General features: G+C 51.4%; 21 protein-coding genes. 2 read left to right on the top strand and 19 right to left on the bottom strand.

The genetic code is table 11. The features are described from left to right. Positions 1 to 79 precede the first annotated feature (79 nt). The 5 genes from rpsP to smc all read right to left on the bottom strand — a co-directional run bounded on the left by rpsP (position 80) and on the right by smc (position 6,875). Positions 80 to 352: a 30S ribosomal protein S16 gene (gene rpsP / locus Q0757_RS02270; protein ID WP_298784289.1), complete on the bottom strand. Its 273-nt coding sequence runs from the start codon at positions 350 to 352 to the stop codon at positions 80 to 82. 90 nt (positions 353 to 442) lie between these two features. Beyond that, on the bottom strand, positions 443 to 1,786 hold the full coding sequence (gene ffh / locus Q0757_RS02265; RefSeq protein ID WP_298784287.1) for a signal recognition particle protein: 1,344 nt from the start codon (positions 1,784 to 1,786) through the stop codon (positions 443 to 445). Beyond that, positions 1,786 to 2,133: a putative DNA-binding protein gene (locus tag Q0757_RS02260; RefSeq protein WP_298784285.1), complete on the bottom strand. Its 348-nt coding sequence runs from the start codon at positions 2,131 to 2,133 to the stop codon at positions 1,786 to 1,788. Before Q0757_RS02260 ends, ffh begins: the two co-directional genes overlap by 1 nt. An 89-nt stretch (positions 2,134 to 2,222) precedes the next feature. Then, entirely contained in the window at positions 2,223 to 3,299 is a 1,077-nt protein-coding gene (gene ftsY / locus Q0757_RS02255) for a signal recognition particle-docking protein FtsY (RefSeq protein WP_298784283.1), read from the bottom strand. 12 nt (positions 3,300 to 3,311) lie between these two features. After that, positions 3,312 to 6,875: a chromosome segregation protein SMC gene (gene smc / locus Q0757_RS02250; RefSeq protein WP_298784281.1), complete on the bottom strand. Its 3,564-nt coding sequence runs from the start codon at positions 6,873 to 6,875 to the stop codon at positions 3,312 to 3,314. A gap of 234 nt (positions 6,876 to 7,109) precedes the next feature. On the opposite strand from smc, the gene Q0757_RS02245 reads away from it, so the two are divergent. After that, positions 7,110 to 7,334, top strand: a complete 225-nt coding sequence (locus tag Q0757_RS02245; protein ID WP_298784279.1) for a DUF1128 domain-containing protein — start codon at positions 7,110 to 7,112, stop codon at positions 7,332 to 7,334. 52 nt (positions 7,335 to 7,386) lie between these two features. Here Q0757_RS02245 and rnc read toward each other — a convergent pair whose 3' ends face one another. The 9 genes from rnc to Q0757_RS02200 form a co-directional block, all read right to left on the bottom strand. After that, positions 7,387 to 8,070 carry a ribonuclease III gene (rnc, locus tag Q0757_RS02240; protein WP_298784510.1) on the bottom strand — a complete coding sequence of 228 codons (684 nt, stop codon included), beginning with the start codon at positions 8,068 to 8,070 and terminating at the stop codon, positions 7,387 to 7,389. Positions 8,071 to 8,224: 154 nt separating this feature from the next. Further along, positions 8,225 to 8,455: an acyl carrier protein gene (gene acpP / locus Q0757_RS02235; protein ID WP_027847178.1), complete on the bottom strand. Its 231-nt coding sequence runs from the start codon at positions 8,453 to 8,455 to the stop codon at positions 8,225 to 8,227. Between the two features lie 88 nt (positions 8,456 to 8,543). Further along, positions 8,544 to 9,290 (bottom strand): 3-oxoacyl-[acyl-carrier-protein] reductase, encoded by a 747-nt coding sequence (gene fabG / locus Q0757_RS02230; protein ID WP_298784272.1) that lies wholly within the window; start codon positions 9,288 to 9,290, stop codon positions 8,544 to 8,546. Next, the gene (fabD, locus tag Q0757_RS02225) at positions 9,287 to 10,234 is read right to left on the bottom strand and encodes an ACP S-malonyltransferase (protein ID WP_298784270.1); all 948 of its coding nucleotides are present in this window, start codon (positions 10,232 to 10,234) and stop codon (positions 9,287 to 9,289) included. Before fabD ends, fabG begins: the two co-directional genes overlap by 4 nt. A gap of 11 nt (positions 10,235 to 10,245) precedes the next feature. Continuing rightward, positions 10,246 to 11,226 carry a phosphate acyltransferase PlsX gene (plsX, locus tag Q0757_RS02220; RefSeq protein ID WP_298784269.1) on the bottom strand — a complete coding sequence of 327 codons (981 nt, stop codon included), beginning with the start codon at positions 11,224 to 11,226 and terminating at the stop codon, positions 10,246 to 10,248. A gap of 12 nt (positions 11,227 to 11,238) precedes the next feature. Continuing rightward, entirely contained in the window at positions 11,239 to 11,811 is a 573-nt protein-coding gene (gene fapR / locus Q0757_RS02215; RefSeq protein WP_298784267.1) for a transcription factor FapR, read from the bottom strand. Between the two features lie 68 nt (positions 11,812 to 11,879). Beyond that, positions 11,880 to 13,925, bottom strand: a complete 2,046-nt coding sequence (gene recG / locus Q0757_RS02210) for an ATP-dependent DNA helicase RecG (protein ID WP_298784266.1) — start codon at positions 13,923 to 13,925, stop codon at positions 11,880 to 11,882. Positions 13,926 to 14,057: 132 nt separating this feature from the next. Next, positions 14,058 to 15,707: a DAK2 domain-containing protein gene (locus Q0757_RS02205; RefSeq protein ID WP_298784264.1), complete on the bottom strand. Its 1,650-nt coding sequence runs from the start codon at positions 15,705 to 15,707 to the stop codon at positions 14,058 to 14,060. A 27-nt stretch (positions 15,708 to 15,734) separates the two neighbouring features. Continuing rightward, positions 15,735 to 16,103, bottom strand: a complete 369-nt coding sequence (locus Q0757_RS02200) for an Asp23/Gls24 family envelope stress response protein (RefSeq protein ID WP_298784263.1) — start codon at positions 16,101 to 16,103, stop codon at positions 15,735 to 15,737. Positions 16,104 to 16,315: 212 nt separating this feature from the next. On the opposite strand from Q0757_RS02200, the gene rpmB reads away from it, so the two are divergent. After that, positions 16,316 to 16,504, top strand: coding sequence for a 50S ribosomal protein L28 (gene rpmB / locus Q0757_RS02195; protein WP_022792731.1), 189 nt, complete (start codon positions 16,316 to 16,318; stop codon positions 16,502 to 16,504). Between the two features lie 63 nt (positions 16,505 to 16,567). On the opposite strand, the gene rpe is transcribed toward rpmB, so the two are convergent. The 5 genes from rpe to rlmN are packed head-to-tail and all read right to left on the bottom strand — an operon-like array spanning position 16,568 to position 21,114. After that, positions 16,568 to 17,212: a ribulose-phosphate 3-epimerase gene (gene rpe, locus Q0757_RS02190; protein WP_298784258.1), complete on the bottom strand. Its 645-nt coding sequence runs from the start codon at positions 17,210 to 17,212 to the stop codon at positions 16,568 to 16,570. Between the two features lie 2 nt (positions 17,213 to 17,214). Then, the gene (gene rsgA, locus Q0757_RS02185; RefSeq protein ID WP_298784256.1) at positions 17,215 to 18,096 is read right to left on the bottom strand and encodes a ribosome small subunit-dependent GTPase A; all 882 of its coding nucleotides are present in this window, start codon (positions 18,094 to 18,096) and stop codon (positions 17,215 to 17,217) included. Further along, on the bottom strand, positions 18,075 to 19,283 hold the full coding sequence (gene pknB, locus Q0757_RS02180; RefSeq protein WP_298784254.1) for a Stk1 family PASTA domain-containing Ser/Thr kinase: 1,209 nt from the start codon (positions 19,281 to 19,283) through the stop codon (positions 18,075 to 18,077). The genes rsgA and pknB overlap by 22 nt, the downstream gene beginning before the upstream one ends. Continuing rightward, on the bottom strand, positions 19,271 to 20,011 hold the full coding sequence (locus tag Q0757_RS02175; protein ID WP_319632932.1) for a Stp1/IreP family PP2C-type Ser/Thr phosphatase: 741 nt from the start codon (positions 20,009 to 20,011) through the stop codon (positions 19,271 to 19,273). The genes pknB and Q0757_RS02175 overlap by 13 nt, the downstream gene beginning before the upstream one ends. Before the next feature lie 5 nt (positions 20,012 to 20,016). Continuing rightward, complete coding sequence (gene rlmN, locus Q0757_RS02170) at positions 20,017 to 21,114, bottom strand: 23S rRNA (adenine(2503)-C(2))-methyltransferase RlmN (protein ID WP_298784249.1); 1,098 nt, start codon at positions 21,112 to 21,114, stop codon at positions 20,017 to 20,019. Between the last annotated feature and the right edge of the window lies 1 nt (position 21,115).

Here is a 21,115-nt window from a genome sequence, read left to right as displayed (position 1 = left end):
TGACGAATCCATAAAAAAAGACCGCCTCTCCCTGCTCATTCCGAAAGGAAATGAGGGGCACAGACGATCTTTCAGCTTATTACTTCGCGTTCTTTTCGTTGTGAAGACGGGTCATAAGACCTTCCTTCGAAAACAGGTTACGAACAGTATCCGATGGTTTAGCACCGTCGAGCATCCACTTAAGAGCTTTCTCTTCGTTCACGTGGAACTCGGCAGGATTCGTCAACGGATTGTACGTACCGATTTCTTCGATAAAACGTCCATCACGTGGAGCCCGGGAATCCGCTACTACCAAACGGTAGAAAGGACGCTTGTTCGAGCCCATGCGCTTCAATCTAATGCGCGTTGCCATATGCAAACACCTCCATTTTTTTCTCACATTTGCTTATTATAATAGCTTCTTTGCGTGCTGTAAAGTGTTTTTCCTTGCCATATAAAAATTTTACATGAATGGCATCGAGAAATTGCCTTTTTTCTTACCCTTCTGCTGCGAAGTCATCTGCTTCATCATTTTTTTCATGTCTTCAAACTGCTTCAGCAGACGGTTTACATCCTGGATCGTCGTGCCGCTTCCTTTGGCAATCCGGCGCTTGCGGCTGGCGTTCATCAACGACGGATGCTGACGCTCCTGTTTAGTCATGGAACGAACGATTGCTTCGACCCGGGTAATCTGGTTGTCGTCCATCTGCACATTTTTGAGGCCTTTCATTTTACCGGCGCCCGGGATCATGCTCATAATGTCTTCCATCGATCCCATGTTGCGCACCTGTCCGAGCTGTTCCAGAAAGTCGTCAAATGTCAGCTCCTGCGACCGCATTTTCTTTTCAAGCTCTTTGGCTTTGTCTTCATCCACATTGGTTTGTGCTTTTTCAATCAGGGAGAGCATATCGCCCATGCCGAGAATTCTTGAAGCCATCCGTTCCGGGTGAAACGGTTCAATTGCGTCGATCTTTTCTCCGGTACCGGCAAATTTGATCGGTTTATCTGTCACCGATTTTACCGACAGCGCCGCCCCGCCCCGGGTGTCGCCGTCAAGCTTCGTCAGCGTTACACCCGTGATGCCGAGCTGTTCGTTAAAGCTTTCTGCCACGTTAACTGCGTCCTGTCCGGTCATTGAGTCAACCACGAGCATGATTTCATCGGGATTGACTGCTTCTTTCATGCGCTGCAGCTCATCCATCAAAGAATCATCCACGTGCAGACGGCCGGCCGTATCAATAAATAGATAGTCGTAATGCTCTTCTTTTGCTTTGGCAAGCGACTGTCTGGCGATATCAACCGGATCAGCTTCGGTTCCAAGAGAGAAGACAGGCATGTTCAGCTGCCGGCCGAGCGTCTCGAGCTGATCAATCGCTGCCGGCCGGTAGACGTCGGCTGCAGCCATCAGTGGCTGGCGGTTTTTATTTTTCCGTAAATAATTCGCAATTTTCGCAGATGTCGTCGTTTTCCCGGCACCCTGCAGACCGACCATCATTACTACCGTCGGCCCTTTAGTCGCTTTTGCGATTTCAGCCTGTTCGCCGCCCATCAGCTGTGTCAGCTCTTCGCTGACCACCTTGACCACCTGCTGGCCGGGCGTTAAGCTTTTCATCACTTCCTGGCCGGTGGCACGGTCTTTCACGCTGTTGACGAACTGCTTTACGACCTTGTAGTTAACGTCTGCTTCAAGCAGCGCAAGCCGTACTTCGCGCATCATTGCTTTAACGTCTTCATCCGTGACTTTCCCACGGCTCTTCATATGGTCAAACGTGGACTGCAGACGTTCGCCTAATCCTTCAAATGCCATTACGAAACCCCTTCCTCTTCTAATTTTTCCAGCGTTTCTACCGCTTCAAGCAGCTGCGCCTTCCCCGCGAAATCGTCCGGAGCCAGCGCTTTTAACTGCTCATACAGCGCCAGGCGCTCCTGATATTTTTTATATAAGCCAAGCTTTTCCTCATATTCCTCAAGCATCGTTTCCGTGCGGCGGATATTGTCGTAGACAGCCTGGCGGCTGACGTTAAATTCCTCCGAAATTTCACCCAGCGAAAAGTCGTCTAAATAATACCTTTCCAAATAGAGCCGCTGCTTGTTTGTCAGCAGCGGCTGGTAAAAATCAAACAGTGAATTCATACGAACTGTTTTTTCGAGCATGCAGACCACCTCTGGCGTTAAGTGCAATTACTTTACAGTTCATCTTACGAACCACAGCGGCTCTTGTCAAGAAATTGCATGGCCGGATGCTAACGCTCCTCTGCATCGGCCGGTGTCTGTTCAATCATATCCTTAAACAGCCCGTAGACGAAATCCTCCGCTTCAAAAGGCTGAAGATCATCCAGCTTTTCCCCGAGTCCGACCATTTTTACCGGAATGTTCAATTCGTTACGGATCGCCATTACGATACCGCCCTTCGCGGTCCCGTCAAGCTTCGTTAATATGATGCCGGAAACCTCCGTTGCCTCCCGGAAGGTTTTTGCCTGACTCATGGCATTCTGGCCGGTGGTGGCATCAAGGACGAGGAGCACTTCGTGAGGCGCTTCAGGAATTTCGCGCGTGATTACACGCTTTACTTTCGCAAGCTCATTCATTAAATTGACCTTATTCTGCAGACGTCCCGCCGTATCGCAGAGAAGCACATCTGCCTGTCTCGATTTGGCTGACTTGATCGCATCGTAAATGACCGCCGCCGGATCACTGCCGGCCTGCTGCTTGATAACATCCACTCCGGCACGCTCTCCCCAGCCTTCAAGCTGCTCAATCGCCCCGGCCCGGAACGTGTCCCCGGCTGCGAGAACTACCTTTTTTCCTTCTGCTTTCATCTGGTGGGCCATTTTCCCGATCGTTGTCGTTTTCCCGACGCCGTTTACACCGACAAAAAGCATGACAGTCATTCCATCCGGATTCATGTTCAGCTTGGAATCTTCTCCGGTACGGTCCAGCTTTTCCGCCATTTTTTCTGTAATCAGCGGGGTGAGCTTTTCCGTCGTCCGAATATTTTTCAGGAGCGATTCGTTTCGCAGCTCGTCGATGATTTCCATTACGGTCTCGACTCCGACGTCTGAGCTGATCAGGATTTCTTCGAGTTCCTCAAAAAAGTCTTCATTTACTTCACGGTACTGGGCGAACAGTTCATTCATCGCTTCGGAAAACGACGATCTTGTTTTTGCCAGCCCTTCACGGAAACGGCTGGAAAGCGAGACGCGCCCTTCTTCCGGCTCTTGTTTGCCTGCTTCCTGCGCTTCCTGCTTCGCTTCTTCCCTGGCTTCTTCTTCTGCCGCTTCTCCGGCCATTCGTTTTTTCAGTCGCTGAAAAAGACTCATACTTTTCACTCCTTAGACTTCCAATAGTTCATCCGCTTCTTCCAGGCGGACAGATACCATTTTTGATACGCCTGATTCCTCCATCGTGATTCCGTATAGCACGTCGGCTTCCTCCATGGTCGCCTTGCGGTGGCTGATCACAATAAACTGGGTCGTTTCACTGAACGAGCGCAGGTATTTCGCAAAGCGTACAAGGTTCGCTTCATCAAGAGCGGCCTCCACTTCGTCCAGCACACAGAACGGAGCCGGCTTTACTTTAATAATGGCAAACAGCAGCGCAATGGCTGTTAAAGCCTTCTCCCCGCCGGAGAGCAGAGACAGGTGCTGTCTTTTTTTACCGGGCGGCCGGGCGGATATATCCACTCCCGTATGAAGCAGATTCTCCGGTTCTGTAAGCACCAGATCCGCTTCCCCGCCGCCAAACAGCTTCGCAAAAACGTGCTGAAATTCCTCGCGTATGGCATGGTACGCAGCAGCAAAACGCTCCGTGACCTCTTTGTCCATTTCATCGATCACATCCTGCAGCGACTGTCTCGCCTCCATCAGATCCTCCTGCTGGCTGCTTAAAAAGCGGTAACGCTCCGTAACCCGCTCGCACTCTTCAATTGCCCCGAGGTTCACTGGACCGAGCTCTTCGATGCCCATCTGAAGCAGATGCACGTCATCCTTTGCCTGCTCCGGACTTACCGGCAGCGTATGCTTCTCCTTCGCCCGTTCAAACGACAGTTCATATTCCGACTGCAGGTAGGTGATTTTATTTTCAAGCGCCACATCGAGACGGTTTATGCGCACCGTTGTTTCATGAAGACGGTCCCGGCTCTCCTGGAAGCGGTCATTTTGAACCGATGCTGTTGCTTCGATCTGTTCTGCAGCGTGGGCTGCACGAGCCTTTTGTTCATTCAGCTGTGCCTGCAGCCGTTCAATTTCCTTCTTGGCTGCCTCCGCCTCCCCGACTAGCTGATCCCAATTCTGGCCGCTGTGGTCGTTATTTAAATGCTCCTCCCAGGCAGCCGCCCGCTCTTTACGCCCGGCCACCGCCTGTTCAAGCTCCTCTTTTTCCCTGTGCAGCCGCTCTTTTTCTTTATTCTGGGCAGAAACGTTTTCCCGGAGCGCTGCCGTCTGTACTTTTCCTTCTGTCTCCTGCTCCCGGAGCACCGCTTCTTCCTCACCGCGCCTGGAATGTTCCTGCTCGAGCTCGTCAATCGATGCTTTCAGCTCTGTAATCGTTTTTTCCACTCTTATCCGGTTGTCTTCAAGCACCTGAAGGCGTTCATCAAGACGTTTTTTCTCTTCCTCAAGCGAGGAATATTCCCGGTCAAACATACCAAGACGGGAATCAAGACGGTCATGCTCCTGCTCACTTTTACGGCGCGCTTCTTTTTTCTCCTCGAGCTGGCTGGAGCACTCCCGGGTCTTCTGCTGTTTGTCGCCGGCAGCCACTTTCTGCTTCCTTACAGCCTCTTTCGTATTCTCCACGGTCTTCTCCCACGCTGTGGTTTTTTCTTCTATTTCCGATAAATTGTTTTTTAACTCCCGAAGCTCACGCTGTTTTTCGAGAAGCGTGCCCTTCTGGTTCTGCATTTTTCCACCGCTCATCGAACCCCCGGGGTTTACGACATCTCCTTCAAGGGTGACGATACGGATTTTATAGCTGCATGCTGCTGCCAGGCGGTTCGCCGTTTCCAGCTGGTCCACTACAAAAATATGGCCGAGCAGTTGATCGCGGACATGCTCATATCCCGGGCGGATATGCACAAGCTCTCCAGCCGTTCCGATAAAACCGGTAAACGTCCGGGCTTTTTCATAGCTCGTCCGGTCGGCCTGTCTCGGCCGCACCGTTTCGGAAGGCAGCAGTGTCGCCCTGCCCTTCTGATGCTTGCGCAAATACGCAATCGCCTCGCGTGCATCTTTTTCGGTACGGGTCACAATATGCTGCAGCGAGGCACCGAGTGCCGTTTCCATCGCCTCCACATATTCTCCCGGCACATCCATCAGCTCCGCCACCGAGCCGATAATTCCCGAAAGCTTCTGTTCCCGGGCTTTTAAAATTTCCTTGGCCCCCTGGTAATAGCCGGCATATTCCTCCTGCATTTCCTCAAGCATACGGATTTTTGATTTTTTTTCGTCGACGTACCTGTACGCTTTATACAGCTTATCTTCCTGCTCCTTTAATTTTTCCTTCAGGCGCTCTTCTTCTCTCCCGGCTGCTTCTGCCTCTGCGTGTGCGCTGTCTGTTTGACGGGAAAGCACTTCTTCTTCTTTTTTCTGCTTCTCAACGAGCTTCAAGGAGCTCTCGCGCTCTTCAAGAAACGATTGATTATCCTTTTTCAGTGCTTGCATTCGCCGTTCGAGAGAAGCCTTCTGATCTGTTACGTAACGGGTCTCGTTTCCTACAGACGCCTGTTCATTGAGTCTTTCAATGTATTCGCTTTTTTCATTTTCAATGTCTTTTCCGTTCATTTCCTGGTAGGAGCGCAGCTGCTTTTGAACCGAGCGCAGCTCATTCATTCCATTCGTGAGCGCTTCGTTTTCTTTTTCATACCGCTCTTTTTGCTCCCGGTAAGCATTTGTTATTTCGCTCAGCTTTGCCTCGTCTTTTTCGAGAGCCTTTTTTTCTGCTTCAAGCTTTTCGGCTGCGTGTTTTCCCTGTTCATTTGAAAGGTTACGGTCCCCTTCACGTTTTTCGAGATTTCTGGCCGCTTCCACGTAGCCGCTTTGCACCTGCTGGTGGAACCGGGCAAGCAGTGCTTCGAAAGCCCGGGCTTTGCGGGCACCCGCTTCCGTCTGTTCTTTTTTCTGCTTCCAGCGCCTGTTGTACTGCTCTTCTTTTTTCTCCTGATCCTGGGCTGCTTTCCAATCGGAATGCAGCTCTTCAATTTCATGCACGAGCAGAGCCGATTCCAGTGCTTCAAGCTCCTCGCGCTTGGCCAGGTAATCCTTCGCGGCCGAAGCCTGCATCTGCAGCGGCTCCATCTGCCCGTTCAATTCATGCAGAATGTCTTTCACGCGATGCAGATTCGCCTCAGTTGACTCAAATTTTCTTTCCGCCTCCTGCTTGCGCTGCTTGTATTTCAATACCCCGGCGGCTTCTTCAAACATCGCCCTCCGTTCTTCCGGGCGGCTGTTTAACACTTCTTCGACCCGGCCCTGGCCAATAATCGAAAAAGATTCTTTTCCCATGCCGGAGTCCATAAACAGATCAATAATATCCCGGCGGCGGCATTTGGTCCGGTTGAGCAGATACTCGCTTTCCCCGGAGCGGTAAAGGCGGCGTGTCACGCTTATCTCACTGTATTCATACGGAAGGCTTTCGTCTTCATTATCGAGCACAAGCGTTACTTCTGCAATATTCAGTCCCCGGCGGGTGTCACTTCCCGAAAATATCACATCTTCCATGCGGGAGCCGCGCAGCGACCGGGCCGACTGTTCTCCGAGCACCCAGCGGATGCTGTCGGAAATATTGCTTTTGCCACTGCCGTTCGGGCCGACGACGGTCGTAATGCCGGGGTTAAAATCAATATGTAAACGGTCGGCAAACGATTTAAACCCTTTGATTTCTATTCGTTTCAGGAACAAAGGTATGCCCCCTCTTATTTTATAGTATGTGCTGACAGCTCCAGGCGCTGTCCTCCGCTGTTTATATTTTATCACAACAAGCACGCCGGCAGAACTCGACCTAAATCCCCCTTTGTCAAACGCAGGAAAAACCACTACAATAATATTAACGTTGTCATAAAACACCGTATGGTCCTTATAAACAGATGGCCCACGGGTTTTTAAACTGGACGGAGTGGAGGAGAAGAAATTCGCATGAGTTTAGAACAAGCAAGTCGTGATAACCTGGATTACATGATTACCGAACTGCAGAAAAAATTACAGATCGTCAATGTTTCGGTTATGCAGCCGGAGCATTATGATGTCGATCAATACCATGAGATTAAAGAAATCTACGACATGGTGGACTCCAAAAATAATATCAGCGTCAGCGAGATGCAGGCCATCGTTTCCGAGCTTGGTCATCTGCGCAAAGGCTGATCCGCACATTTAAACAACCGCCAGCGACTGGCGGTTGTTTTTTTGATTTCTTTTATTCGCGGCGCTGCAGCTGTTCGAGGGTAGCCTGGGCTGCCCGCTGCTCCGCTTCTTTTTTTGAGCGTCCACGTCCGGTACCGGCGCGCTCCTCGTTTAAAGAGACCGCAGAATGAAATTCCCTGTTGTGGGCCGGCCCCTGCTCATCGGTGATTTCATAGGAAATAACGCCCAGATTTTCCTTTTGGACGAATTCCTGCAGCTGGCTTTTATAATCAGCTGTCACGGAAAATGCCCCTTCGTCGAGCTTAGGAAAGACGAAGCGCTCCAGAAACTGTTCGACGTTTGAAAGCCCCTGATCAAGATACATTGCTCCGACGAATGATTCGAATACATCTGCGAGCAGGGCCGGCCGGGTGCGTCCGCCGGTCATTTCTTCGCCCTTGCCCATCAGGACAACGTCTCCAAATTGCAATTCCTCGGCCAAGCTAGCTAGCGATGCTTCACATACCATTGCAGCGCGGAGCTTTGTCATATCGCCTTCCGTCATGGAAGGGAATTCGCGAAACAAATGATTGGAAACCGCCAGCTCCAATACAGCATCGCCGAGAAATTCCAAGCGTTCGTTATCCCTTACGTGCTTCATACGATGCTCGTTTACATAGGAAGAGTGGGTAAAAGCCTGCCGCAGCAGCTGCTCGTCTGCAAATGAAACCTGCAGCTCCCGGAGTATCGACTGCATAAGTTCATTCTGTCTGGTCGTAAATACTGCTTTCTCCCTGGACTGGCTTTTGGATGATGTGGATTTTGGCACAAATGAACCTCCCTTAAAATAATTTCGGGGTATTACATAGAAAAGCCCAGCCCGCTTGCACAGGACGTGGGCTTGCTTTCTATTACTGCTTCTCTATGTAATTGATTACATCACCGACTGTCTGAATTTTTTCTGCTTCTTCATCAGAAATTTCCAGATCAAATTCATCTTCCAGCTCCATGACTAATTCTACTACATCCAGAGAATCCGCGCCGAGATCTTCCTTAAAGGTCGCGTCTTTATTGACGTTCGCCTCATCCACTCCGAGGTGGTCTGCAACGATTTTTTTCACACGTTCCAACGTGTCTGCCATTCCTTTCACCTCCTTTAAAGAATCGTTTCGGCTTCAATTCGTTCATTCCACTTCTGAGTTCGAATGAAACCGCTGTGTCACCGATATTTTATGGCATTACCATGCCGCCGTCAACATGAAGCGTCTGTCCGGTCATATATTTGGCGCTGTCTGAAGCGAGAAATAACACCGTATTGGCCACATCCTCCGTCTCCCCGAGCTTTTGCAGAGGAATCTGCTGCATCATCTGTTCCTTGGTGCCTTCCTCGAGTTCGTCGGTCATTTCCGTGGAGATAAATCCTGGTGCGACAGCATTTACCCGGATATTTCTCGAAGCAAGCTCGCGGGCGAGTGTTTTTGTCAGCCCGACAACTCCGGCTTTTGATGCCGTGTAGTTCGCCTGACCGGGGTTGCCAGTTGTGCCGACGACAGAAGCCATATTGATGATCGTTCCGCCCCGTTTCTTCATCATCGGACGGGCGGCTGCCCGGGATGTTAAGAACACACTTTTTAAATTCGTATCAATGACGTCATCCCACTCGTCTTCTTTCATGCGCATTAACAGATTATCCTTCGTGATACCGGCATTATTTATAAGCACGTCAATACCGCCGAATTCCTCTGTTACCTGCTTGAGCATCTCTTTGACATCCGATTCACTTGAAACGTCAGCCTGAATCACAAGCGTCTTTACGCCATGTTCCCCGCACTGCGAAGCCGTTTCCTCCGCTTTCTCCCGGCTGCCGGCGTAGTTGATCGCAACGTTTGCTCCCTGAGCGGCAAAGCCGAGGGCAATGGCTTTGCCGATTCCTCTTGACGCTCCGGTTACAAGCACGCTTTGTCCTTCGAAATTCATGACGATGCACTCCTTTTTTCAAGCCATTTATCCAGCGATGCTTCGTCCTGTACGGCATGTACATCCAGGCCGCGGCGCTGAATTCTCCGGATCATTCCGCTCAGGACGTTGCCAGGGCCAATTTCCACAAATTCTGTTACTCCAAGGTCAATCAGGCGGCGCACCGAGTCTTCCCAGTGAACCGGAGAGGTGACCTGGGCAATCAGCTGCTGACGGATGGCGGATGGGTCCGAGGTTTCCTTGGCATCCACATTCGCTATGAGCGGGCGGCGCGGACCGCGGATCTCAACGTTTTGCAGCGCCTCTGCCAGCTTTTCCTCCGCCGGCTTCATAAATGAGGAGTGAAACGGACCGCTAACCTGCAGCGGCACTACTTTTTTCGCTCCGCGGTCCGGGGCGTGCTCCTCCACATAACGCACGCCTTCCCGGCTCCCGGAGATAACAATCTGCCCGGGAGCATTCAGGTTGGCCAGCTGTACTTTATCCGCTGCTTCTGTCGCTTCATCCGCAAGCTCCTGCAGATCTTCACGCTCCATGCCCATGACGGCAGCCATGGTCCCTTTACCGTCGGGGTCTGCCTCAGCCATCCATTTTCCGCGTTTGGCCACAATTGAAGCAGCGTCTGCGAATTTGAGTGCGCCATTAGCCACAAGCGCCGAATATTCCCCGAGGCTGTGGCCGGCGGTATAATCAGCCTGCACGCCGCGTTCCTCCACAAGCGCATGAAGGGCGGAGCTCATCGTGAGCAGCGCCGGCTGGGTGTACTCCGTCTGGGTTAATGTTTCTTCCGGGCCGTTAAACATAATGTCGGTCAAACTGTATCCAAGCGCTTCATCCGCTTGCTGAAATACCGTACGGGCCGTTGGAGCGTTGTCATATAACTCTTTTCCCATTCCAACAAACTGGGATCCCTGTCCGGGAAAGATAAAAGCCGTTTTTCCCATTGCGATGCCTCCTACTCTTCTAAATGCTGCTGCATGAGGTGTGTCACGTTTTCCTCGGCCATCTGCCGGGCCTGGCGGATCGAGTGATAGACGGATACATGGTCGGACGAGCCGTGGCACTTAATCAGCGGTGCCTGAAGTCCCACGAGCGTAGCGCCGCCGTGATGGGAGTAATTCATTTTCTCGCGCAAATGCATCAGCCCTGTTTTCATCATGGCAGCAGCAAGCTTTGTCCGCAGGCTTGCCATAAATTCTTTTTTCAACAGGGAAAACAGTGTGGACGCGGTGCCTTCGATGGATTTCAGCACAAGGTTTCCGGAAAAACCGTCGCAGACCGCTACGTCACAGACGCCGTCCAGCAGATCCCTCGATTCCACATTTCCGACGAAATTAACCGGAGCATGCTCGAGCATCTCGTACGTTTCCTTCATTAAATTATTGCCCTTGCCCTTTTCCGTGCCAATATTAACAAGACCCACCCGAGGGTTTTCAATCCCCCGTACCAGCTGCATATATGTACTGCCTAAAATCGCGTGCTGGTACAGATGAGTTGCTTTTGCATCCATATTGGCGCCCGCATCAAGCAGCAAAAAGCCCGTGCCGTCGACCGTCGGGAGCGTCGGGGCAAGTGCCGGCCGCTCCACGCCTTGTATTCTGCCAATATGCAGAAGACCCGCTGTCATAAAAGCTCCGGTGTTGCCGCACGAAATACCTGCTGCTGCCCGGCCCTCTTTCACTTCCTGCACGGAAAGAACCATCGAGGACTGCTTTTTGCGACGAATGGCTTTAGTCGGGGACTCGTCCCCGTCAATCACTTCATCGGTATGCAAAATATCAATACGTTCTGTCTTGGACAAATGTTTTTTTATTTGAGGCTCAGAGCCCACCAGTGTAATCTCAATATCTTTAAAAGCTTGAACAGCAGCCATTGCTCCAGCCACCTGGGCTTTAGGAGAATGATCGCCGCCCATTGCATCGACTACAATTCTCATTTTTTAGTCTCCTTATTCGCTCACCGAAGCAGCGTGGGAACGGTACATGACGAAATCGCCCTGAAACACTTCTTCCCCCTGCACGCGGCTTGTTACCGTAACATATGTTTTTCTTTCGGTCTTTTTAGTGACGACCGCTTTGGCAATAATTCGTTCTCCCAGAAGCACCTGCCGGTTAAATTCAAGGGACGAGCGCATCGTAAGCGCCAGTTCATCGTTGATCACGGCTACAGCCAGGGAATTCGCCTGCGCAAACAGGTAATGCCCACGGGCAATGCCGTTCCTTGAGAATACGTGGTCCTCCGTAATTTCAAGCATGCTGATCGCCTCGTGGTCCAGATGGAGATCAATAACCTCTCCAATCACTTCTTCGATCGGCAGCGCCTTGACTTCGTCAAGCCTTTCCTTGGCTACGTGCTTGATTCTTTCCCGGTGCTCCGGGATCGAGAGCTCCAGACGGTCCAGGCGGACTGTCTGAACGCTCACCTGAAACGACCGGGCAAGTGCTTCATCGGTAATAAAGGGATTAGAGGCAATGACACTCTGAAGCTCTTCCTGTCTTGCCTTTTTGTTTTTTCGGGCCATAATAATCATCCACTTCTATGAGTAGGTACTAATAGTAGTATATAGACCGATTTCTTTCATTTCAACCACTAATCCAGTTTATCTTTTTGAAAGGCTCCGGCCTCTTCAAGATATTCCCGGAGAGCCCGGTATTTTTCATCCTTCCAGAACACCTCGCTGCGGATCAGCTTCGCCGCGTCGTCCCGGGCGGTTTCGAGCGCTTTAAAGTCATGCACCACGTCCGCAATTTTAAATTCAGGCAGTCCGCTCTGCTTTTTCCCAAAAAAGTCTCCCGGCCCGCGCAGCTCCAGGTCTTTTTCCGAAAGAACAAATCCATCCTCCGTTTCCTGCATGATATTCATCCGCTCCTGGCCGGTTTCTGATTTCGGGTCGGCCAACAGAACGCAGTAGGACTGGTGCTCTCCACGGCCAACCCGGCCCCGCAGCTGGTGCAGCTGGGAGAGCCCGAAGCGCTCTGCATCGTAAATAACCATCATCGTGGCGTTCTGCACGTTCACGCCGACCTCCACGACCGTCGTCGAAACGAGAATATCAAGCTCATGGCCGGCAAACCGCTGCATGACGTCTTCCTTTTCCTCTGCGGGGAGCCGCCCGTGCATGAGGCCGACACGGTACTGCGGGAAAAATTGCATCAGCTGGGCATGTACATCTATCGCGTTCTGTACGTCGAGTGCCTCTGACTCTTCAATGAGCGGACAGATCACATAAGCCTGCCGTCCCTGATCGATTTCTTTTTGCACAAAACGAAGCACCCGCTCAAGCATCTGCGGCTTCGCCCAGTAGGTTTCAATCGGCTTCCGTCCCGGCGGCATTTCGTCAATCACCGACACGTCCATATCCCCGTAGACGCTGATCGCAAGGGTCCGGGGGATCGGGGTTGCAGTCATGAACAACACATCGGGGTCCTCTCCCTTTTCTTTCAGGATCCGGCGCTGGCCGACTCCGAACCGGTGCTGCTCATCGGTGATGACAAGCTTCAGGTTGTGAAACTGCACCGGCTCCTGGATAAGGGCATGGGTGCCGATAATAATGTCGATGGTGCCGTCGGTAATTCGCTCGTAGGCGTTCCGCTTTTCCTTCTGGCGCATGGAACCGGTCAGCAGTCCCACAGTCACATCCGTCCCGGCAAACAGCTCCTGAAGAGAGTCATAGTGCTGCTCGGCAAGAATTTCTGTAGGCACCATCAGGGCAGACTGGGCGTTTCCGGTAAACACGGCCTGCATGGCAATGGAGGCCACCACCGTTTTTCCGGAGCCCACATCCCCCTGCAAAAGCCGGTTCATCCGAATGGGAGCCTCAATATCCTCAAGGATTTCCTGCACTACCCTTTTTTGCGCATTCGTGAGTGGAAACGGCAGCTGCTTTTCAAAATCCGCCGTCGCCTCCACATCATACACAAACGGCTGCGACGAGGCAGACTGGCGCTCCATTCGTTTAAACATCTGCATTTTCAGCTGAAAAAACAGCAGTTCTTCATAAACGTAGCGTCTTCTTGCATGCTTCAGCTGCTCCCGGCTCTCTGGCTGATGAAGCGCCTGGAATGTTTCGGGCTTGCCCGGCAGACGGTACCTTTCGCGGATTTCTTCAGGCAGATTCTCGGGAACTGTCTGAAAAACGTATTTTACGGCCTCTGCCTGCATGCGCTGCATCTGCTTGACCGTCAGACTGCCGGTCACGCTGTAGATTGGTTCGAGCTGCTTTGCCGGGTCGGGGGCTCCGGCCCGAAAATCCTGCACTGATATGGTGAGACGATGCTTGTCCCATTTCCCGGTAATAGTCACCTGCCTGCCGACTTCTATCTGCTTTTTTAAAAACGCACGGTTAAAAAACACGGCTGTCACCAGTAAATGATCAATTAATATCCGCACGGTCATCCGGGACTTTTTTTGGCCGAAAAAACGCACGGACGGCTCCGACTGCACCTCGCCGGTAATTGTGACTTTTTCCTGATGCTTTAATTCTTCTATAGGAACCACTTCGTGGTTTTCATATCGATAAGGAAAATGATGAAGCAGGTCGTCAATCGTTGTAATACCAAGCTGTTCGAGCTCCCGCTGTTTTTCTTCTCCTACACCTTTTAAGTCAGAGACCGGTGATTGAAGCGTCGAAGTCATAAACCGTCCCTTCCTTCCTGCTTTTGCTGTATTATACGAACGGTTGTTCACCTTTCATTATATACGTTTCCTTTTTCGCGCGAAAGAGGTACTGCTGCGCGTTATACAAAAAAATAAGCCGCCCGGGGCAGCTTATTCTACGGAAACGATATACTGGTACAGCGGCTGTCCGCCTGTATGTGTTTCTATTTCCAGATCAGGGTACGCCTGCTCAATCTCTGCGGCAAGTTCATCCGCCTGCTTTTCGCTCACATCTTCTCCACTGATCAGCGTAATAATTTCACTATCGCTGTCCACCATCTGTGCAAGCAGCTCCTGAAAGGCCTGTTTCATCTCCTGGTGGACAGTAACAATGTCCTTTTCCCAGATGCCCATAAAATCGCCTTCCTGAATCTTCTTTCCGTCAATACTTGTTTCCCTGACGGCGTGGGTGATCTGGCCGGATTTAACGTACCGGGTGGCTTCTTTCATTGCTTCTTTATTTGCCTCAGCGTCTTTTGTGTCATCAAATGCAAGCATCCCGGCAAGCCCCTGCGGAACCGTTTTGGTTGGAATAACCGTTACCTGCTTGTCGCTGATGTCTGCTGCCTGCTCGGCAGCCATCACAATGTTGCCGTTATTCGGCAGTAAAAACACATGCTCCACCTGCACCCGGCTGACTGCCTCGAGAAGGTCTTCGGTGCTCGGGTTCATCGACTGCCCGCCGTGGACGACCTCCTGCACTCCGAGGCTTTCAAAAAGCGCAGCTATCCCGTCGCCGGTTGTCACAGTCACAAAGCCGTATGGCACTAAGGACACGGCCTCTTCTCCGGCCGAGGGGCCCTGCTGCTGCAGGGCACGGTTCTGTTCGCGCATATTTTCGATTTTTATATGAATCAGTTCCCCGTAACGCTGGGATTTTTCCAGAATTTTCCCTGGTTCTTCGGCGTGAATATGAACCTTCAGCAGCTCTTCATCGCAGACCACCAAAAGGGAATCCCCGTGGGCCGAAAGCTCCTCCCGGAAGGCTTCTTCCTGAAAGGAGGGTTCACTGCCTGCAAAGCGGACCATCACTTCGGTACAGTAGCCGTACGTAATAGCTTCGGCTCCGCCATGGGCGGCCGGATCTTTATGGTGCTCAAGCTTTACAAGCTGGTCGAGCGAAGGCGCGGATTCTCCTTCTTCCTCCTCCTCCCCGGTGAGCGCGTGCAGCATCCCTTCATATATGTACACAAGCCCCTGGCCACCAGAGTCAACCACACCAACCTCCTTTAGAACCGGCAGCTGCTCCGGCGTGTACGCAAGCGCTTCCTTTGCCGCTTTCAAAAACCGCCTCATCCACTCCTCAAGCCCAAGCCCGCCGGCATCATGTTCATTTTTCATAGCCAGAGAAGCTTCCCTGGCCACCGTGAGGATTGTTCCTTCCACCGGTTTCATTACTGCCCGGTACGCAGCGTCCACTCCCTGCTCAAAAGCTTCTGCCACGTCTTCTGTACGCAGCTCAGCTTTTTTTTCCATCGATTTGGCAAAGCCGCGGAACAGCTGTGACAAAATAACGCCGGAGTTCCCCCGCGCGCCCATCAGCAGCCCTTTGGAAAAACGCTTGGCCGTGTCCCCGGCATGATCGTTCTCCTGGAGCTGCTCAACGCCCGAGCGGATCGTCAAGCTCATATTGGTGCCTGTATCCCCATCCGGAACTGGAAACACATTCATTGCGTCTACCTCTTTGCTGTGTTTTTGCAGTGCAGAAGCTCCCTGCTTCAGCATCCTTCCCAGCTCAGGACCGCGTACTAATTGATCCATTTTTCTCTCTCCTTCATCCGTCTCTTCCTATGGTAAGGCTGATTCAATCTGGACACCCTGCACATATACATTCACAGCAGCCACATCCAGCCCAAGCATTTTATGCAGCTGGTACTTTACTTTCCGCTGCACATTATGAGCCACTTCAGAAATTTTCGTACCATAGCTTACGATAATATACATATCAATATAGATAAGATCGTTCTCTTCCCGAACAACTACTCCCCGGGAATAATTTTCTCTTCGCAGCAGTTCCGACAAATTGTCCTTAAAATGTTTTCTGGACGCCATGCCTACGATGCCGTAGCAGTCCATGGCTGCCGCTCCCACAGCAGTGGCAAGCACTTCGAGTGTGATATCGATGGTTCCGTTTGACGAATATATTTCGAAGCTCATGTCTCGTTTCCTTCCTTTCCAGACGCCCGCAATCCCCGGACAATCCAGCTTCTTTTCAAAGTAAACTCTGCCATTATCACTATAACCACGTTTGCCTTAAAAGAAAAGCATAATTGTATTTTTGGTGAATCAACATTGCGTGTGTACAGGCTCTGTGCTAATATATTTGAGTATGGGTAATTTTGTTTGATATTAATAAGGAGGTGCCGCATATGTCCCGCAAGTGCTATGTAACAGGGAAAGGCCCTAAAGCTGGAAATAACCGTTCTCACGCCAACAATGCAACGAAACGCCGTTGGGGAGCTAACGTGCAAAAAGTCCGTATTCTTGTAAACGGTAAGCCAAAACGCGTATACGTTTCCGCGAGAGCATTAAAATCCGGTAAAGTCACACGCGTATAAAGCAAAAAGCGGCCAAAGCGCCGCTTTTTTTATAGGTTTTTTCAGTTTACATAATAATATTATTTACTGTTTTAATTCTTTGATCGCCTTTGCTTTATCCTCCTGCCTGAATAGAGCCGAGCCCGACACAAGCACATTTGCTCCGGCTTCAAGACAATCTTTCGCTGTTTCCCGGGTGACTCCGCCATCCACTTCAATCTCGAGCTCCGGATTAACGACATCCGCCGCCTTTTTCACTGCCCTGATTTTGTCGAGTACGTTTGGAATAAACGCCTGGCCGCCAAAGCCCGGATTCACAGTCATTAAAAGCACAAGATCCACATCCGGCAAAATATGGGTGACCATTTCCACCGGTGTTGCCGGGTTTAACACTACACCCGCCCGGCAGCCGGCTTCTTTAATCTGCTGGATTGTACGGTGCACGTGGGGACATGCTTCCACATGCACCGAAATGATGTCGGCCCCCGCCCGGGCAAAATCTGCAATATAGCGTTCCGGTTTTTCAATCATTAAATGCACGTCAAACGGTTTATCACTGTACGGGCGAATTGCTTCGATAACCGGAAGCCCGAACGTGATGTTCGGAACGAAGTGGCCGTCCATGACATCGATATGTATGTAATCCGCCCCGGCTTCGTCAATTTCCTTCACCGCCCGGCCCAAGTCCGCAAAATCAGCTGACAGGATAGAAGGCGCTATTTTTATCATCATTAATACCTCCTCGGAGTGGATGAAATTTCTTCGTGGAACTGTTTATAATGCTCATAGCGATGGGACGGAATACGTCCTTCTTCCACGTCGAGCCGTATGGCGCAGCCCGGCTCCTGCCTGTGGGAGCAACCGCGGAACTTACAGTCAGGCATTCTTGCCCGCATTTCCGGAAAACAGATATCAAGATCTTCAGCTGTGATTGAGCCAAAATCAAGCGAGCTGAATCCTGGCGTATCTGCCACCCATCCATCATTCACCCGCAGAAACTCCACATGCCTTGTCGTATGCTTTCCACGCCCGAGCGCTCCGGAAATGTTCGCTGTCTCAAGATCAAGGTCAGGCGCTACCGCGTTCAACAGCGAGGATTTCCCCACTCCCGACTGCCCGGACAATAGAGAATACTTCTCCGGGAAATAAGCGGCTGCCTCCTCGAGGCCTTCGCCTGTTTTCGTCGAGTAAAAGTGAAAAGGATAGCCGATATGCTCATAATCCTTCTGAATAACCCGCAGCGTCTCTTTTTTTGCCTCGTCTGCTTTATCCCATTTACTCACCAAAATCACCGGCTGTATTTCTTCGTTTTCCACGTGCACAAGAAAACGGTCGAGCAGCCAGGTGGAAAAATCGGGCTCGACAGCGGAAAATATAAGCAGCGCCTGGTCAAGGTTTGCGACCGGCGGGCGCACCAGTTCATTACTGCGTTCTTTAATTTCGAGTACGTATCCGTCTGTATGATTTTCTGCTTCAAACCGTACAAAATCACCTACAAGCGGTTTGATTTTCTGTTTGCGGAACAGTCCGCGGCCCCGGCACTGGAAATACCCTTCTTCACTGTCTACATAGTAGAAACCGCTGACTGCTTTTACAATTCGACCTGTCGCCATACCTTCGCCCCTTCTTGTAATACTTGAACCTGCTCTGCATCAGCCACGTTCCACCCTGTTGTCTGCACTAAGGGAAATACTTTCACAGCACCGCTTACCACAAACATCTCTGGAAGCAGCCAGTAGAAAAAGGCTGCTCCTGAAAATACGAGTATACAGGCCACAACATACGGCCATTTTTTCGTTTTTTCCGGCTGCCGGTCCACTGTCGTTTCCGGGCCGGGAGCACCCTGATCCTCTTTTTGAACAGCCGGCGCTGCTACCATCGTATCCTCTTCAGCCGCCTGGGGATCCGCCCATTCCCGGTCATGGGCATTGGCATAACCGTTCTGGATGAAATAAGGGCGTTCGCTTCTTCTCTCGTCCGACAGCGCAGAACGGATATCCTCATACATTTCTTCGGCGCTCGCGTAACGGTCATCCGGGCTTTTCGCCGCAGCTTTTAAAATAACGTTCGACAGACTCTGCGGCAGGCCCTGCCGGAGCTGTGCAGGATCCGGAAGCGGCTCCTGGATATGTTTTAAAGCAATACTCACGGCGGATTCTGCATTGTAGGGAACCATCCCGGTTACCATTTCAAACAGAACGACACCGGCTGCATAGATGTCCGAGCGCGCACTTACCATGCCGCCTCTGGCCTGCTCCGGCGAAATATAATGCACGGAGCCCATCATCGTATTAGTCTGCGTGATCGTAGAAGCAGACGCAGCACGGGCAATACCAAAATCAGCTACTTTTATTTCCCCGCGGTCGTTGGAAAGAAGATTGTGGGGCTTAATGTCCCGGTGGATGATGCCATGGCTGTGCGCCTGCATCAATGCCTCAAGCAGCTGCTTGGTCATATGGACCGCCTGTTCAAGCGGCAGAGGCCCATGCAGACGGATCATTTCCTTCACCGTCTGGCCCTCCACGTATTCCATGACAATATAATGCAGTTCCCGTTCTTCGCCAACGTCATAAATATTGACCGTGTTTCTGTGGCCCAGAATAGTGGCTGCCCGGGATTCCCGCCGGAAACGCTGCAGAAATTCCTCATCGCCGTTAAACTGCGGCTGAAGAATTTTAATTGCCACCAGCCGTTCCAAAATCATATCCTCTCCGAGATACACGTACGCCATACCGCCGCTTCCAAGGAGGCGCTTAATATGATAACGGTCACTGATACGGCGTCCGATCAGTTGGTCCATACCTCTTCCTCCCGCAATACCACCGCAATCGTTATATTGTCTTCGCCTCCGCGGTCGTTAGCTGCCTGCACCATTGCTTCCACACCTTCACGAAGGTGTTTGTGGGAATCGAGCATCCGGGTCATGTCTTCAGAGCCGAGCTTATTTGTCAGCCCGTCGGTACAAAGAAGCACGCCGTCCCCTTCGCCCCATTCATACGTGTAGATGTCAGGGGAAAGGCCGCGGTCCGTGCCGAGTGCTTTCGTTAATATATTTTTCTGCGGATGCGACTCCGCTTCGAGTGCTGAAATCTGTCCCTTGTTATACAGCTCCTGCACAAGGGAGTGGTCTTCACTCTGCTGCTGAACAGTACGGTCCGTCCAGATGTAGCTGCGGCTGTCGCCGATATTTCCGGTCACGGTAAACGACGGATGGCAGATAGCTGCGACAAGGGTCGTTCCCATTCCCGCATGCTCCGGATAATGATCGGCGTGGCGGATGATGGCTTCATTTGCTTTCATCATGTTGTCAGTCAGCCACTCGGACGCCTGTTCAATGGAATCAACAGACGGGTTTTCCTCCCATGCATCCTTTAACGTCTGATAGGCCATGGCGCTTGCCACATCCCCGGCTGAGTGACCGCCCATTCCATCGGCTACGACAGCTAAAACAATGCCGGAAGCATGCGTGACAATGCCTCCGGTATCTTCATTATGGGGACGGATTTTCCCCCGGTCTGTTAAGAACATGTGGTTCACTGGGAATTAGCCTCCGTTTCTTCCTTCCGCTGGTTGGCACGCAGCTGTCCACAGGCTGCATCGATATCGTGCCCCTGCTCACGCCGGATCGTTACGTTCACCCCGCGGTCTTTTAATGCCTTTTCAAACGCAAAAATGTCGTTTCTTGTGGTACGCACGTAATTTCTTTCCGGAACGTCGTTCACAGGGATCAGATTGACGTGGCATTTCAAATCACCGATCAGGTCAGCGAGTTCGTCTGCATCCTCTTTCTGGTCGTTTACCTGGCCGAACAATCCGTACTCAAACGTCACTCTCCGGTTCGTTTTCTTCTGATAGTAGCGAATTGAATCCATCAGCTCAGAGACGTCCCATGCGCGGTTGATCGGCATCAGCCGGCTGCGGGTTTCTGTGTTCGCTGCGTGGAGGGATACTGCGAAATTGATCTGCATGTTTTCGTTGGCAAAATCATAAATGCGCGGCACGACCCCGCTGGTGGAAACGGTAATGTGGCGTGCACCGATGTTTAAACCATCGTTGTGATTGACTACGCGCAGAAAGTTCATCAGACCGTCGTAGTTATCGAACGGCTCGCCGATTCCCATCACAACGATCGAGCTGACACGTTCGTCTCTTTCGTCAAGCAGACGCTGGGATTCAAGAACCTGGGCGGTAATTTCGCCGCCTTCGAGGTTTCTTTTCAAGCCGCCGAGTGTGGAAGCACAGAAGGTGCAGCCGAGCCGGCAGCCTACCTGGGTGGTTACACAGACGCTGTAGCCGTAATCATGCTTCATCAGTACGGTTTCGATCGTATAGCCGTCCTGCAGCTCAAACAAAATCTTAATCGTGCCGTCCTGGGACTGCTGATGGATGACCTCTTTTAACGTCGTCAGTGTAAATGTGCTTTCGAGCTTTTCGCGAAGCGTTTTCGGGATGTTGGTCATTTCCTCAAAGGAGGTTACGCGCTTTTGATACATCCATTCAAACAGCTGCTTCGCCCGGAACGCCGGCTCCCCGTTTTCTTTTAACCATTGTTCAAGTTCCTCGTATTTCAAGCTGTACATGGAGGGGCTGTCCGTTTGCGGGGCAGGCGCCTCCTTTTTTAAAATCTGCATG

The organism is uncultured Marinococcus sp., from assembly GCF_947493875.1.
Classification (GTDB): Bacteria; Bacillota; Bacilli; order Bacillales; family Marinococcaceae; genus Marinococcus.
This window is presented reverse-complemented; position numbering and strand designations above follow the sequence as displayed.

Excerpts from the sequence above, each read along its gene's own strand:
- Q0757_RS02205 (WP_298784264.1), bottom strand. The coding sequence starts at position 15,707 with ATGGATCAATTAGTACGCGGTCCTGAGCTGGGAAGGATGCTGAAGCAG.
- rpmB (WP_022792731.1), top strand. The coding sequence starts at position 16,316 with ATGTCCCGCAAGTGCTATGTAACAGGGAAAGGCCCTAAAGCTGGAAAT.
- acpP (WP_027847178.1), bottom strand. The coding sequence starts at position 8,455 with ATGGCAGACACGTTGGAACGTGTGAAAAAAATCGTTGCAGACCACCTC.
- ffh (WP_298784287.1), bottom strand. The coding sequence starts at position 1,786 with ATGGCATTTGAAGGATTAGGCGAACGTCTGCAGTCCACGTTTGACCAT.
- rlmN (WP_298784249.1), bottom strand. The coding sequence starts at position 21,114 with ATGCAGATTTTAAAAAAGGAGGCGCCTGCCCCGCAAACGGACAGCCCC.
- fabG (WP_298784272.1), bottom strand. The coding sequence starts at position 9,290 with ATGAATTTCGAAGGACAAAGCGTGCTTGTAACCGGAGCGTCAAGAGGA.
- rpsP (WP_298784289.1), bottom strand. The coding sequence starts at position 352 with ATGGCAACGCGCATTAGATTGAAGCGCATGGGCTCGAACAAGCGTCCT.
- Q0757_RS02260 (WP_298784285.1), bottom strand. The coding sequence starts at position 2,133 with ATGCTCGAAAAAACAGTTCGTATGAATTCACTGTTTGATTTTTACCAG.
- rsgA (WP_298784256.1), bottom strand. The coding sequence starts at position 18,096 with ATGGCGACAGGTCGAATTGTAAAAGCAGTCAGCGGTTTCTACTATGTA.
- rnc (WP_298784510.1), bottom strand. The coding sequence starts at position 8,070 with ATGCAGTCGATACTCCGGGAGCTGCAGGTTTCATTTGCAGACGAGCAG.
- Q0757_RS02200 (WP_298784263.1), bottom strand. The coding sequence starts at position 16,103 with ATGAGCTTCGAAATATATTCGTCAAACGGAACCATCGATATCACACTC.
- ftsY (WP_298784283.1), bottom strand. The coding sequence starts at position 3,299 with ATGAGTCTTTTTCAGCGACTGAAAAAACGAATGGCCGGAGAAGCGGCA.
- fabD (WP_298784270.1), bottom strand. The coding sequence starts at position 10,234 with ATGGGAAAAACGGCTTTTATCTTTCCCGGACAGGGATCCCAGTTTGTT.
- plsX (WP_298784269.1), bottom strand. The coding sequence starts at position 11,226 with ATGAGAATTGTAGTCGATGCAATGGGCGGCGATCATTCTCCTAAAGCC.
- rpe (WP_298784258.1), bottom strand. The coding sequence starts at position 17,212 with ATGATAAAAATAGCGCCTTCTATCCTGTCAGCTGATTTTGCGGACTTG.
- pknB (WP_298784254.1), bottom strand. The coding sequence starts at position 19,283 with ATGGACCAACTGATCGGACGCCGTATCAGTGACCGTTATCATATTAAG.
- Q0757_RS02245 (WP_298784279.1), top strand. The coding sequence starts at position 7,110 with ATGAGTTTAGAACAAGCAAGTCGTGATAACCTGGATTACATGATTACC.
- fapR (WP_298784267.1), bottom strand. The coding sequence starts at position 11,811 with ATGGCCCGAAAAAACAAAAAGGCAAGACAGGAAGAGCTTCAGAGTGTC.
- Q0757_RS02175 (WP_319632932.1), bottom strand. The coding sequence starts at position 20,011 with ATGTTCTTAACAGACCGGGGGAAAATCCGTCCCCATAATGAAGATACC.
- recG (WP_298784266.1), bottom strand. The coding sequence starts at position 13,925 with ATGACTTCGACGCTTCAATCACCGGTCTCTGACTTAAAAGGTGTAGGA.